We start from the raw sequence: 13378 nt of genomic DNA, 5'->3' as shown, positions 1-13378 counted from the left end.
ATTCGCATCGGGCAAATCACCCCCTGGTTAAGAGGGATGATCAAGTTTTACAGCCGCCAGCGCGCCAAATGCGCCGAGATCTAAGGCTTCCTGGTCGACCGCTCGATCCTGACAGGCCGCAGCAAGTCCGTCGAAAAGTTCATCGCCCGTTCCAGACCAAGGAGCCTGCAAGGTCTTGCCGCTCATATCCGAATACGGATGAGATGATTCGCGGACCGCAACCATTTCGCGCATGGGCGCATACAAGGCGCTCAATGTCAGCGCTGGGAGTCGCTTCCTGATCGCAAGGGCGATGCGTAACCCCTCTCTATCGAGATCCCCCCAGAAGAAAAGATTGCGATGACCGAAGAGGCTTGACAGGTCATGGCCGTTACCGGACCGGCTCAATACTTGGCAACGGCCGTGCGCCACACTGTCCAGAAGAGCCAGACCTGCACTGCTGTCCGACCGAGTGTTCAGGCCGTATCCATACGCGGCGACGAGCGTGAGCTCCTTATCAAGTCGCAATTGGACCGCAGTTTCAAAACTGGTGGGGTTCTCAACCAAGAGCACGGCTGAAGGCGCCGTCGGTCCGGCAACCACGATGTATCTAGGCGACGGCGATAGCTCACCGACGCCCAAAAACCGATGAACACAGCGGGGAAGTTGCCCCAATACCTTGGACGATCCCAGTATGGCTTGAGCGCTTACATTGAACATGAATTCGCTCGATAGCCGTAGCAGGACTCAAGCGCTGCCGAAAATTCGGCATCAACCGACTCCAATGCCATCGCCTCGTGCCAGGCGGCCGCTGTTGCGCTCGGGGCAGGGTGCCCGATCGTGATGTCAACGTACCCCGCAAAGGGGATTCCTATGGTAGCCGACAGGGCCCTGCGAACGCGACGCCTACAATTTTACATAATATACATTATGCGAATTGAAGAGCAGTTCATTGGACGTCGACTGTGCCTAGTGTCGCCAGCGGACACGCAGCCCCAGGGCTGGCATTGACGAAATGCCGAGATGACGCACGAGGACGTTTTTAATCAGACAACGACACGGGACCCGCTTAATTTTGTCCTCAGAGGTTTAATTTTGACCACAGGCTTTATGGCGTCCCCGCGTACGGCTATAACCGGCGACAGGTGAGTTCGGTCGGCTATGGTGATTTAGGCGTAGCGGCTTTTGTATTCCGACGTATGGGCGATGGCGTCGGGCGTTTCGCCGTCGTTGTCGCTTTGGGCTTCTTCGTCCCTCTGTTGGCCGTTTCAGGCTTCCGTGCTGCATGAAGCGCATTCGCTTCCGCACCGGCCACCGCGGCATCGCGGCATCGCGGCATCGCGGCATCGCGTTGAGCATCAGTCAGTTGCCGCCGCAGGGCCTCCTCGCGCTCCCGGTGCCTTTCGTCTGCTGCCTGTTTCGCACGCAGGCCGGCGTCGACGAGCTTCTTCAGCTCACGCGACTCCTGGCGTGCTCGGTCAATTTCCGTATGCGCGCGGTCCTCAACACCTCGAAGATGCTCCGCTTGAAGGCGTCGTTCTTCGGAAAAGTCGATTTCCCGTGTCTGCAGTTGCTGAAGGTGGCCCGTGAGTTCGTCTTGAAGCCTGCTAGCTCGTGCCTCGGCCGCGTCAAGTAAGTCAACGCTAGAGCCAGCTGCAAGCGTAGTTCAGCGGCGACGGCCGTCAGATCCTCCAAACGCTGCTCGACGAGAATACGAGCTTGGTCCGCCTGGGAGGCTGCGGCGAGTCCCTCTTCAAGGCGTGATTGGAGAGCTTCGGCATCATTGACCAGTGTGGCCCTGGCGGTGGCCACACTGGCTCGTTCCGATGCCATTTCGCTTTCTATATGACTCCGCGAGGCCGACAGCGCGGCTTCCCACCAGCGAGATGCCAGGTCCACTACTTCCGCCGGCGACCCACCAGCTTTCTAGATACCGAGTCACCGTGTTGGGTGAGCCTCTGCTTTCCATGTGGCTCCAGGGCTAGATCTGCACGCCGGTCAACACCCAGCTTTCGTCACCATCGGTACGCGGGACGGCCAAGGGCACGCGCTGTCGGCTTATGGTTTCGAGCGACGATGGCAATCCGGCCGAAATACGAATCAAGGTCACCGGCGTGGGCGCGTCATTTGCAACGTCGATTACAAGCTGCATACCATCGCACGACTCGCCGCGGCAATTGAAAGCGTGGTATTCGCTGCTCCCCGGGGCCCGATACATCACCGACGGGCCGCCGTCCACGGCGATGGATCGAAGCCCTGCCTTCGCCGGCACCACGAGTACCAGCCCAGTGACGGACGGCCCGGAATGCAACTGTACCGTGATGCGGCGACCCTTCTCTGTCGCCTTGGCGCCGAGCACATCGAGGCTCGCTTGCGGCAGCGTTGCGGATGACACCGTTGCGGCATAGAAGCGGTTCGACGTCCAGGGGAAGACCTGTGCAAGCGTTGTCGATGGCCCCATGGCTTCGAGCACGCCATGAGGCGGTCGCCGTCCGCTGGCCTCGGCCACCAGCCGGGCGCCGCCATCGCTGCCCTGGAAGTAAATGAGGTTCAACGGTTGTGGCGCATCCGCGGTGTAGGCAGGTGCCCGCACGGAAAACCATGCCGCCAGGAGAACCGCCGCGACAAGGGCGACGCTGGTGTACCGGTACGACCGGAGCTGCCTGTGGCAAAGGGGAGGAGCAAGCCATGCCACTGCGGCCGCGATGAGAATCCCGGCGCCGAGCGTCCCATAGAGGGCGTTGTAGCCCAGCATGATCTCGAGCAAGGCGACCAGGGGCAGCACGACCAGGAAGCAGCCCAACGCGGACACCAGGACAAGCGACGCCAGCCGGTGCCGCCCTCCCCTCGCCACCAGGTACCCTGCCGCGAAGGCGCAAATTACCAGCACGATACCGGGCAACAGGAACAGATAGCTCGCCCCGGGCAAGGCGATGGCGACAAGAACAAGGCAGATCAGCCACGCATGGCCGAGGCCCACCCAAACGCCTGCGGGATCTGCGCCGCGGACGAGGAGCCGAAGCGATCCTGTCGTCGTCAGCGCCACCAAGGCCCATAGCACCACCCTGTTGGCGCCTGTGGCCGTATGCCATGGCATGGTTGTGGCGTGCATCAGCGACATCGCGTACATGGCCAGATAGGCCGTGGCACCGCCGACAACAAGGGCCACCGGCAATACCGCCACACCCCGCATCACATCCTTGAGACGGTAACCGGTGTGCCTGCGGAGGCGGCGCGCCGCGATCACCATCGCCACCAGCAACACGATGCCGCCGATAAGGGCCCACGGCACCGGAATGCGTACGACGGCGGCGCCCATGATGTCCGTGTAAAGCGGGTTTCTGGCGGACCCAACCCGGTTCAGATCGGCGCCCTGCAGGGCCTTGGCGAGCCCGTAAAGGTTGTCGCCCTGCTGCTGCACACTTCGCAGGTCGATGTGCTCGAGGTTATCCAATGGCGTGTGGTAGCGCTCGACGTTCCCACCAAAGGCGAAGTTCAGCCCCTGCATGCCGTTCGCCTTGAACACGGTAAGGTCCGTGTCGTTCGGAAGAAGCGCGTACAGCGTGTTCAGAAGCGAGTTGGTGAGCGGCCGCGAGGAACTGCGCGCGAAGGCATCGACAAGCCAGCCACTTGCCCCTCCGGTCTCGAACATGGCGCTCTGACCCGAGGTGCCGCGAGCTTCGGCATTGATGACGGCGGCCGCTCCCTTCAGCTCAGGATCGTCGGCGATCATTCTGGCCCCGAGCAGTCCCGCCTCTTCACCATCGTCGAAGAGGAAAATGACGCGGTTCCTGCCGGGCGGACGCTGTTTGAGAAGGCGCGCGATCTCGAGCATCGTCGCCACACCCGCACCGTCGTCACTGGCGCCTGGACCCGCACCGACCGAATCGTAGTGAGCACTGAATACGACGGATTTGGCGTCCACCGAGCCCTCGGTGGACGCCAGAATGTTTTTCACCCGGGCACAGGTTTGCGTTTTTTGGTTGCACGACACGCGATCGACGACGCGTGGCTGGTAACCGAGTTGCTGCAACCGCGCGGCGATGCGGTCGGCCACAGCGCGATTCGCGGCGCTATCTACCGGGTGTGGACGCTGATCGGCCAGCAGGTCCTTCAGCACATCCTGCGCCCGCACTGCCGAGAAGCCGCTCTCCCCAGCCGCGCCCGGTGGGATATCTACCGGTTGCACGCGCCACCATGCGAAGACAGCGATGACAAGAAACAGGAAAATCGCTGCAAAAAAAACAAAATCGGTTCGTGCCTTTCCCAGACCTGAAGACATGCCGTTCCCCTGACAATGTGGTGGCGGCCAGCGTCATTCGCCAGCCTTGTTTCTCGTTAAGCCGAGCGTATGGCTTCGACCGGTGCGACCTGCGAGGCGCGCAAGGCCGGCGCGAAAGCGGCCGCCAGGCTCAGCAACGACAATGTCACTGCACCAGTCAGGACATATAGCCAAGGCAGTCTGGAAAGCTCGAACTGCGAAATCATCCACTGATTGAAACCGTAGGCGAGAAACACGCCGACCACGATGCCGGAACAGCAGATGAGTGCGTTTTCCATAAGGAAGTAACCCAGTATGTTCTGCCGCGTCGCCCCCAGTGCCCGGCGCACACCGATCTGCCGTCGGCGCTGCCCCACCCAAAAGCTGGACAGCCCCGCCACGCCGGCACCTGTCACTGCGAGCAGGATGATGCTCATCGCGCCCATCAAGAGCGATAGGCGGCGATCGCTCCGGTAAGCGTCGCTTCGGATCTGTTCGAACGTGCGAACTCCGGCGTTGATCCCCGAGTCGCCGTCCGGGATCACCCGCTCCGGATCCTGGAGGTACAGGGCCGCCAACACGCTCTTTTCGGCAGCGGCTTGTCGGCCCGGCTTGGTGCGAATGACATAGTAGCGGGACGGGGCCACCAGCCGCTGCGGGATCAGGGCTGAATTCCACACCATGTTGTCGGTGGACCCGTTTGCCGCCGCGCTCTGAAGGCGATCGACGATCCCGACGATGGTGCTCGGCTTGGTCGCGTTGCTGAAATAGACCTGCTTGCCCAGCGCGTCGCCTTGCGGGAAGTGCTTGTCGGCCAGCGCCTTCGTAACGATGATGGCAGACGGCTGGACGATGTCGAGAAGGCTGCCGGTGCCTATCTCGTCGCTTTTGAAATTGCGCCCGGCGATCAGGCGCAACCCGAGGGTCGAAACCGTGTGCTCATCGGCGTCGTACAGGGACACGAGGGTGTCGATATTCATGCCCGGATTCAGGCCGGAACCAAGTGTCCATGTCATGCCGGTAAGCGGCAATGAATTGGTTTCGTAGGCGTCGACAACATCCGGTAGCTGACGCAGTGCGGTCAGATCGCCTTCGACCGACGAACGAATGCTCTCCTTCCCTGCATCGGTGTTCATGTCCGATTTCGGCGCCGATGACGCCACGAAGAGCAGGTTGCTCTCCACGATGCCGGTCGGCCGGGACATGCCTTCGAAACGCGCGCTAATGATGAATAGCGCGTTGCAGACGATGGCCAGGGTGAGTGCGATCTGCAAGGCGATCAGGAGAGCGCCTGCCTTGTGATGACGAAGCGCGGAAATAATCGGATGGACAGTCATGGCGCGATCAACCTTGCTTCAGCTGCATGGATGGGCGCAGATGCGTCGCGCGCCAGGTGGGATAGAGGCCGGCGATAACCGTGGTCACTATCGCCAGGATCAGGGTCTGCAACAGGAGCGGAATGTCGATGTGAACCAGCTTCGCAATCTGCGGCGAAAGCAAGCCATCCATCAAACTGACGCCGATCCAGGTGAGGATCAATCCGAGTGCCCCGCCGGCGAGGCCGATGGCCGCCGACTCCATGCCAAACTGGTAGGCAATATGGAAGCGATTCGCGCCGAGGGCACGACGCACACCGATTTCGCTGGATCGGCGCAGGAACTTCGCCAGCAACAGGCCCACCGTGTTTACCATACATACGATCAGCAGGCTGATGGCGACCATGATCGAAAGCTTGGTCTCCGAGGAAACGATCCGTTCATAGTTCAGGAACTCGCGAAGGTCGCGCAGGCGATTGTTGGGCGCCCATCCGAAGCGGCCCGACGATTGCTGCGAGCCTGCGTAAGCGTTGAGGTAATCGCGATAGGCGCTCACGGCCGCGGCCGAATCCAGCTCGACCAGATAGCTGATCCATATGCAGCTGGATGAAAGTGTGCCGGCAAAGCCCGGTTCGGCCAGTTTTGCACTGCAACCGAAGGCACCGGACGTTGCCAGCTTCTGGTCGATGGCAGTGGTGAACGGAATGAACACATCGTCGCCCGAACCGAATACATAGCCAACGGAAGCTACGTAAAACTTGGGTTGCGGGTTCCAGTCGCCGATGACGCCGATCACGCGGTAATTGGTGTTGTCGAGACGGATCTCCCGCCCGACGCTGTTGACGCCGCCGAAGACTCTTTCATTCAGCGACTTGCTGATAACGACGACGCGTGCGCGCTGGTCGTCCTCACTTTTCGACCAGCCGCTTCCGTACAGGAACGGCACGTCGAGCATCGGGAAGAACTCGTTATGCACCGCCTCGCCCGACATGGTCTGCGCCTTCTTGCTGGCGTCGGTCGGATAGAGGGTTGGGCCCACGGGGTAGATGGCCGATTGCTTCGCCGCACGATGATCGCGCATCAGTGCGACGACATCGGTATACGTGAAGGCGTCCGCCGGTTCCGTGCCGCCGCGCCTTGAGGTTGGACCCCACACGTCGATCTGCGGAAAGAAGAGCTTGCTCGACTTCCAGGGAATCGGATCGCCCGAAACGGCGCGAAACACCGTGTATGTCGTCATGGAGGACGCCACACCAAAGGCAATGGCCATGACCATCAGCAGAGTCAGCACCGGGTTGCGTCGCAGGTTGCGCAGGCCCAGCGTCAAGTAATACTTGAACATGTATTGCGTCCCTTTCCTCTAACTAGCCTGAATAATGCCACCCGTTCAACCGGGTGGCTAGAATGTTGCGCGGGTTGATCTTCCGGCCATGGGAACGGCGCCATGAGCCGGCTAGTCCGATTCAACCGGGGCCCCCATGCGCGCGGGCTGCCTCGTTTCCCGGTAGCGCTGCAAGCTGGGTGTGCGGCAGTAAAATGTTTCGACGAAGATATTGCGCTCCACCCAGAAGACCTCGAGGTCATAGACGCAGAACGAGTACTTTTCGGGTTGCTCTACCCATCCCTGCCCTGTCTGTACCGACACGGAAGTGAACAGCTCATTGTCGTTTCCCCACCAGGCAAGGATAAGGTACCGAAACGACTCGCCATGGTGGAAGATGGTGAAGTGCGGCGTGTCGCGCCAGGGGATGTCGCGGGCTGACTTTACCCTTGCCAGCCTTTCGACGAACCGCGACCGGTCCACGGCCTCGCCATTTGCCGAAATTGTGTAGATCTTGCCGCCGTCAGCGTCCATCCAGTCACGCGGGCCATGAATGGTTCTGGGTTTGAACATAGTGGCTCTCCGGGTTCAGGTCCTGGGCCTTGGGGCGCTGCGCTCCAAGACCATGGACGCCAGCAAGCCCATCGCGAAAGCCTGCAGCAGGTAGCGATCCCCGGCCTGCCCTCCCTGCTTGCGCTGGTAGTGATCGAGATTCACCAGGGCGTCCGCCGAGAGGCAGTGCGCAACGTCGAGCAGCGTTTCGTCGTGCAGCAAGCCAGCCGAAATGCCCGCCGTGGTCGCATAGTAGGTGGCCAGCGGCCAGAAGAAATTGGTGGAGAACACCTTGCTTATGCCACCCAGCGACATGCCGGCGTCGGCAAGCGCCGCCGCGTTCACCTTGTTGATCAGCGCCTGTCGCTGGTCGAAGTCGTCCTCACCATGCATGCCACGCACGTCGCCGTAGTGCGCGAAACCGAGCACCTCGAAATCCAACGGCTCCTCCGACGACACAAGGCACGCCGAAGCTGCATCGCTGACCACGCCGAAGGGCTGGATGCGATCGGCGCCCAGCCCGCCGTGGTCATACGAAGCCACGAGGACCCGTCGCCCCAGACCGCTGCGAATGTGGCTGCCCGCCGTGTGGATGGCCGACAACAGGCCGGTGCACTCCTGCGAAACGATCGCCATGGGTACGGCGCGCAGCAGGCCGTGGCTGGCCAGCAGGGACGGAACGAGCTTGCGATCGGCGAGGAACGATGCATCGGCCGAGGTCAGGATGAATAGGTCGATGTCCGACGCCGCAACGCCGGCACGCTCCAGGCAGCGCCGCACGACCCGTCCGATCACCTCGTCGGGCGCCAGGGTACTTTCGCGATAATGTCGATAGCGCAGCAAGGCACTGCTCATGGGGAGCTTGAGCGAGGCAAACTTCTCGCGTGCCCCGGGTATGGCTTCCACCTCGCGAAGGGTATCGCCCAGCTCAATCGCAATCGCTCCCAACCCGATGCGCAAGGAATGCTCGTCATGCTGCATAGGCTTGGTGCATCCCTTCGTACATGCCATAGAAGAGGTCGCACGTCTTGCGGACGGTCTCAAGCGCCTCCTGCTGCATGGTTGGCGTGGTGCAGATGTCGGCGACGAGGCTGATCCCCTCGGCGACATGCCCCACGTCTTCCTTCTGGTGCACCGAGAAGAACTGAAGGTCGCTTTCGGCCAGGTTATAGATGCGCGGAAGCAATTCGTGGCGCGCCTCGCCGGCAGCCGTCTCGAGATTCTGGCCCTCGCTGGCGACCATCACGGCCGCCGCGCCCATATGGAACGTATGCCGGTTGCGCACGAGGTCCATTCGGTAGTCGATAAGCGCCCTAGTCGCCGGCAACGGCATGGCGGCGTCGCGTTCGGCATCCTTGACGTCAATGGCACGGATGAAGTTCTCCATCAATACCACGTGGTTGTCGGTCTTGGAGAATCGGCCGGTTTCCTCCTCATACATGTTGAGCAGGAGGCGCTTTTTGTGCACACCGCGCGGGCAGTGGTGGTAGAGGGTTTCGATGTACTCCAGGAAGTGCTTGGTCAATTGGTAGCCTTGCAGGGTCACGCTGCGCAGCAGGTCCCAATGCGGCGTGCCGTCCAGGATCTTCTTGACGATGGGGTGCGTCATGGTGATTCGCGACTCCAGCTCGTGCCTCAGCTTGAGCTTGAATTCCTCCGGCGGGAGGAATGCGGAAGAGTATGAGTTGGCCGTCAACCGGGCACGCAGGGCCGCCGTCGTCTGCTGCATATAGACGCCGGGATGCGACACACCATCGACGCGGGCGTAGTCCGCCACGCGGCCATACTCCGTGAACCCGAGGCTCTGCCATAGCTTGTGCGGACGGGAGTTCTCACGCACATCCAGCATGATCAGCGTGTGGTTGTTGGCATCGCAGTAATCGCTGATGCTCAGGAACGCGTCGCGGACAATGCCGCGCTTCTGGTAGTCGGACCGGATAATGCCCTTGGAAAGCGTGGCAATATGCCTGCAGTTGGGCATCTCGCTCGATGACAACAGCACCATGCCGATACACTGGTCGCCGTCGCTTATCACCATCAATGCCGTGCCGCCTCGCTGCAAGGCATCCTGAAGATCGGCGATCAAGGCCTCGCCTTCCGCCTTGTCGAGCGGCTTCTGGTAACCGATCACGTCGGTATGCTCGATAGCGTCGTTGTACAGGGCGACTATCCCCGCACCGGTGCCCGTGTCGATCAATGTGGGCCAAGAGTACTGAATGCTCACGGGCTTTCTCCTTCGAGTGACAACGCCGCGGCGGCTCCGGCGCTTCCTTCGGCTTTGGGTGGATTGGGCAGAAGCTTGTCGATCGTGCCGGCCATGATGTCGGCGACGACGGCATCCGGTAGCCCATGCATCGGGCCGCCGTCTTCCAGCAGGTGGGATACCATGGCGGAGAGGTCGTCTTTCATCGAGAAGACGGGCCAGTCCGTTCCGAAGATGATCTTGTGATTGATGCCCTGGGCGAAAAGCTCGGCCAGGTGCTGCTGCCAGGTCGTAGCGGTCATGGCAGCCGGAAAGCCTGAAATATCGAGATACACGTTGGGGCGGTAGTTGCACATCAACTTCGCCTGCTCCACGAAGTTCACACCGCCGTGTGCAAGGATGAAATTCACCCCCGGAAACTGTTTGGCCGCAGCGTCAATGAGGTAAGGATCGGCAAAGCGGAAGTCGAGCGTCGGAGTGGTGGGCCCGGTATGCAGAAGGACCGGCAAGTCCCGCGCAGCGCAGATTTCATACAAGGGAAACATGCGCTCGTCGCTCGGGGAGAACCCGCACGGTGGATAGACCTTGAGGCCTTCGAAACCGTAGGTGTCGACGCTTCGCTCAAAGATGTCGTGTCCCGACCGCCCCCAGCGCGGATCCACGCCAAAGAAAACGTGAAACCTCCCGGGATGTCGTGCACGGACGGCCGCGTGCTGGGCCGCCATGTCTTCCAGGCTGTAATGCGATTTGAAAACGTAGGTGAAATCCGGTGCCAGGAGAACGGTGCGAGCGATGCAGGCCTCGTCCATCTTGCGTACCAGCCTGTCCGCATCGTGATCCTGGTACTGAAGTTCCATCAGCCTGGCCAGGCTCTCGGCCTCTCCGGGCCGAACTCGCGCGGATTTCTTCCTGGCCATGTTCTGCCCCACGCCGACAAAGAAGTCACGCGGTATGCAGCGCGACGAGGCAAGGTGGCAATGGCCGTCGACGATCATCGGAGGACGCGACATGAGTCAGTGCCCGGCCGCAAGCTTGTCGAGGAGACGCATGGTATCGCCAACCGTTTCCAGTTCGACCAATTGCGCCATGTGCGACTCGAGGTTGATGCCGCACTCCTGCTCCAGGAGGCTCAACAGCATGAGCCGGTTGATCGATTGCATGCCCAGGTCTTCGGTGAATCGGGTCTGTTCGCCGATCGCTTCGACCGGCACCTCGTCGCCCATCGCCAGCCTGATGAGCTCGGCGATCTTTCCCAGGCCGTTGCCTTCCTGCACCATCATGCCCATGCCTTGGTCACCTCGATGTCCCCCTGAAAGTTCCGGTATATGCCCTTGCGGTCGTACTTGAGGTTCCGCGTCAGCATGCCGTTGTCGATGCTGGGAACCGTATGCGTGACCACCTTGCGCGCAATGTGCATGTAGCTCGGCAGCGACTGATTGAGCGAGCGGATGGCCTCATCGACCACATCGCTATCGGGCACGTCGGCCTCGTCCGTCACGAGCACCGCTGCCACCTCCTGCGTACGCTGCGACTGCAGGACGATGGCATGGCGCACCCACGCCAGGGCGGTCAGCTTTCGCTCCAGTTCCTCCGGATGGAACTTCGCGCCACCGCCTGTCAGGATAATTTCCTTCTTGCGTCCCTGCAGGTACAGGAATCCATCGTCGTCGAGCTTGCCGACATCGCCGGTGGCTATCCTTCCGTCGGCGAGAAAGGTCTGCGCGCCGTCGCTGCCGGTGCTGTCGAAGTAACCCTTTGCGAGCGGAAATGGCCGCCGGATCAGCACTTCCGATTCATCGCTGAAATGAACATGTTCCGGATGGATCGGGCGCCCGACAGAACCGATGCGCTGAATCGCCGGCGTGTTCCAGGCGATCATGCCCGTCTCGGTGACACCGTAGGCCTCCAGTAACCGGAAACCGAGTTCATTGTAGGCGCGCAGCACTTCGAGGCGAATGGGTGCCATGCCGGTGATCATGAAACGAATGTTGCCACCCAGGAACTGGCCGAGTTTTTCCGCAGCCTGCGGTCCCCGCCCGTGCACGTGGTAGATGTTCTCGTAGATCGCCGGGGGCGCAACGATGAAGCTCGGCTTGAAAGCGCCAAGTTCTTGGAAGATCGATGTGTGCCGGACGACCCGTATCGATGCCCCCGCCCATAGGCAGCCATAGACGGACAGGCGCTGCTGGAAATTGGAAAGCGGGAGGAAGATCAGATGGCTGTCATGGACGTCCAGCGAAAAATCTGCAATGAAATCGCTCACCAGGGCTTCGGTACCGAGGCGACTGATGTCGAGTCCCTTCAGGTAGCCGGAGCTTCCCGACGAGTAGACCCTGGTGTAGAGGTCCGGGTCTTCCACCGAGCCGGCCGCCGGGTCAACGCTGAATGGCTTGTCCGTCCAGGTGTCGGCCAGGCTGGCACGATACGGATGGCCGGGTAATGCGTTTTCGTTTTCGCATACCCACAACGCGACATCGTATCGCTCGGCCAGGGCGGCAAGTTTTTCCGGGGTAAGTTCTTCCGGCACGGCATGGATCAGCGCGCCGAGCCTGATGGCGGCGATGTCCCATAGCACGTATTCGTAGCCATTGGCTGCCTGAAGGCCGATCTGCATGCCGGGCCGAACGCCGGCCTGCGACAGCCTGGCCGCTAGTGCCTCAACCTCGTCCAGCAGCGTCAGCACCGGCACCTGGCTATCGGTGCCGTCCACGCGCCGTGCGGAGAAGGTGTTCGAAGGGTACCGACGCGCCTGGTCCAGCAAGGTGGAAAATTTCATCCCTGTCAAATCCTGGTAAGAAGCAGTGAAGAGATCGTGTCGTCGGCGGCGCCGGAGATGACCCTTGCATCGCGAACGGCGTACTTGCTCAGTATCTCGGCGGAAATGGGCGTGGGTTCGTACAACACGCTGCGTGGGCCCGACGACGTTCGACAGATCACTTCGCAATCTGGCTTGGCCGATGCGTAGATGTTGTCGAGGATGACCTTCTTCGGCTTTGCGAGGAGCGCGATGATAATGACGTCGTAGGCGCCCACGTCGTAGTGCGGCGAATCTTCGTGGATGATGTTGATCGAGCCCTCGAGTCCAAGCTTGGCGATCAAGGCACGCGACCGCTCGACGGCGTCACTGGACAGGTCGAGTCCGTCGACGGTGACGCCAAGATATCGATGTAACCAGACTGCGCTGATCGGAAACGGCCCGGATCCGATAAAGAGGGCGCGCCGGTGGTTTCGATGGCGCAGCATCGAGGTTTCGCGCTTCAACAGTCGCTGGAACCGGTTGTTGAGACGATAATCGCTGAGCGAACTGATCCCCGCGCAAAGCCGCTCGACAAAGTTCTGCTCCAGCGCCGTTTCCCACGCGCAGTAAGCGTTGTTCAGCAATTCCATGTCGTCCCGGCCATAGCCGAGCCCGAACAACAGCTGGTCGACATCGCTGGCAAGGAAAACCTTTGCCTCGATATACTCGATCAGTGGATCGAGCAGATGAAAGTGCTCTTCTGCCCGGCTGACCAGAAGGGGGTTTTCGCGAATGATCTGTACGGCCTTGCCAACACCCTCATGTAACGACGACGTGCAGCGCACCAGTGCTTTGATCGTCGCTTCGCAATCACTTGTGGAACCGACGCACTCGTCCACGTCGTCCATCGTGTTCAAGATATCTAAACGCATGAATTACTCCCTTTTTAGCGCATAAAGACACGCAGTGAGGTCAGTGTGGGTTTTCGCTCCCGGTTCGGAAGAATTCC

The 13378-nt window shown here is 60.9% G+C and carries 12 protein-coding genes; 1 reads left to right on the top strand and 11 read right to left on the bottom strand.

The features are described from left to right. Window positions 1-27 precede the first annotated feature (27 nt). Window positions 28-699, bottom strand: a complete 672-nt coding sequence (locus FA89_RS13955; RefSeq protein WP_036141324.1) for a Wadjet anti-phage system protein JetD domain-containing protein — start codon at window positions 697-699, stop codon at window positions 28-30. Between the two features lie 565 nt (window positions 700-1264). Here FA89_RS13955 and FA89_RS13950 point away from each other — a divergent pair. Beyond that, the gene (locus tag FA89_RS13950) at window positions 1265-1615 is read left to right on the top strand and encodes a hypothetical protein (protein ID WP_036141322.1); all 351 of its coding nucleotides are present in this window, start codon (window positions 1265-1267) and stop codon (window positions 1613-1615) included. A gap of 345 nt (window positions 1616-1960) precedes the next feature. On the opposite strand, the gene FA89_RS13945 is transcribed toward FA89_RS13950, so the two are convergent. From FA89_RS13945 to FA89_RS13895, 10 genes are all read right to left on the bottom strand, one after another. Beyond that, window positions 1961-4261: a M20/M25/M40 family metallo-hydrolase gene (locus FA89_RS13945; RefSeq protein WP_036141320.1), complete on the bottom strand. Its 2301-nt coding sequence runs from the start codon at window positions 4259-4261 to the stop codon at window positions 1961-1963. Window positions 4262-4317: 56 nt separating this feature from the next. Beyond that, on the bottom strand, window positions 4318-5577 hold the full coding sequence (locus FA89_RS13940) for an ABC transporter permease (protein ID WP_036141318.1): 1260 nt from the start codon (window positions 5575-5577) through the stop codon (window positions 4318-4320). A 7-nt stretch (window positions 5578-5584) separates the two neighbouring features. After that, entirely contained in the window at window positions 5585-6898 is a 1314-nt protein-coding gene (locus tag FA89_RS13935; RefSeq protein WP_036141316.1) for an ABC transporter permease, read from the bottom strand. A gap of 111 nt (window positions 6899-7009) precedes the next feature. Then, window positions 7010-7450 (bottom strand): hypothetical protein, encoded by a 441-nt coding sequence (locus FA89_RS13930; protein ID WP_051938787.1) that lies wholly within the window; start codon window positions 7448-7450, stop codon window positions 7010-7012. 15 nt (window positions 7451-7465) lie between these two features. Next, window positions 7466-8389, bottom strand: coding sequence for a hypothetical protein (locus tag FA89_RS13925; RefSeq protein WP_185754366.1), 924 nt, complete (start codon window positions 8387-8389; stop codon window positions 7466-7468). A gap of 10 nt (window positions 8390-8399) precedes the next feature. After that, window positions 8400-9653, bottom strand: a complete 1254-nt coding sequence (locus tag FA89_RS20480; RefSeq protein ID WP_221174307.1) for a GNAT family N-acetyltransferase — start codon at window positions 9651-9653, stop codon at window positions 8400-8402. Next, entirely contained in the window at window positions 9650-10642 is a 993-nt protein-coding gene (locus FA89_RS13910; RefSeq protein WP_081916600.1) for an amidohydrolase family protein, read from the bottom strand. The genes FA89_RS20480 and FA89_RS13910 overlap by 4 nt, the downstream gene beginning before the upstream one ends. Before the next feature lie 3 nt (window positions 10643-10645). Beyond that, complete coding sequence (locus tag FA89_RS13905) at window positions 10646-10912, bottom strand: acyl carrier protein (protein WP_221174306.1); 267 nt, start codon at window positions 10910-10912, stop codon at window positions 10646-10648. Then, entirely contained in the window at window positions 10909-12408 is a 1500-nt protein-coding gene (locus tag FA89_RS13900) for an AMP-binding protein (RefSeq protein WP_036141311.1), read from the bottom strand. The genes FA89_RS13905 and FA89_RS13900 overlap by 4 nt, the downstream gene beginning before the upstream one ends. 5 nt (window positions 12409-12413) lie before the next feature. Beyond that, the gene (locus FA89_RS13895; RefSeq protein ID WP_036141309.1) at window positions 12414-13301 is read right to left on the bottom strand and encodes a nicotianamine synthase family protein; all 888 of its coding nucleotides are present in this window, start codon (window positions 13299-13301) and stop codon (window positions 12414-12416) included. Between the last annotated feature and the right edge of the window lie 77 nt (window positions 13302-13378).

Source organism: Luteibacter sp. 9135, assembly GCF_000745005.1.
GTDB lineage: Bacteria > Pseudomonadota > Gammaproteobacteria > Xanthomonadales > Rhodanobacteraceae > Luteibacter.
This window is presented reverse-complemented; position numbering and strand designations above follow the sequence as displayed.

Bases quoted from the DNA above. Each gene is read 5' to 3' on its own strand.
- FA89_RS13935 (WP_036141316.1), bottom strand. From the start codon at position 6,898: ATGTTCAAGTATTACTTGACGCTGGGCCTGCGCAACCTGCGACGCAAC.
- FA89_RS13940 (WP_036141318.1), bottom strand. From the start codon at position 5,577: ATGACTGTCCATCCGATTATTTCCGCGCTTCGTCATCACAAGGCAGGC.
- FA89_RS13930 (WP_051938787.1), bottom strand. From the start codon at position 7,450: ATGTTCAAACCCAGAACCATTCATGGCCCGCGTGACTGGATGGACGCT.
- FA89_RS13905 (WP_221174306.1), bottom strand. From the start codon at position 10,912: ATGATGGTGCAGGAAGGCAACGGCCTGGGAAAGATCGCCGAGCTCATC.
- FA89_RS13900 (WP_036141311.1), bottom strand. From the start codon at position 12,408: ATGAAATTTTCCACCTTGCTGGACCAGGCGCGTCGGTACCCTTCGAAC.
- FA89_RS13910 (WP_081916600.1), bottom strand. From the start codon at position 10,642: ATGTCGCGTCCTCCGATGATCGTCGACGGCCATTGCCACCTTGCCTCG.
- FA89_RS13955 (WP_036141324.1), bottom strand. From the start codon at position 699: ATGTTCAATGTAAGCGCTCAAGCCATACTGGGATCGTCCAAGGTATTG.
- FA89_RS13945 (WP_036141320.1), bottom strand. From the start codon at position 4,261: ATGTCTTCAGGTCTGGGAAAGGCACGAACCGATTTTGTTTTTTTTGCA.
- FA89_RS13950 (WP_036141322.1), top strand. From the start codon at position 1,265: ATGAAGCGCATTCGCTTCCGCACCGGCCACCGCGGCATCGCGGCATCG.
- FA89_RS13895 (WP_036141309.1), bottom strand. From the start codon at position 13,301: ATGCGTTTAGATATCTTGAACACGATGGACGACGTGGACGAGTGCGTC.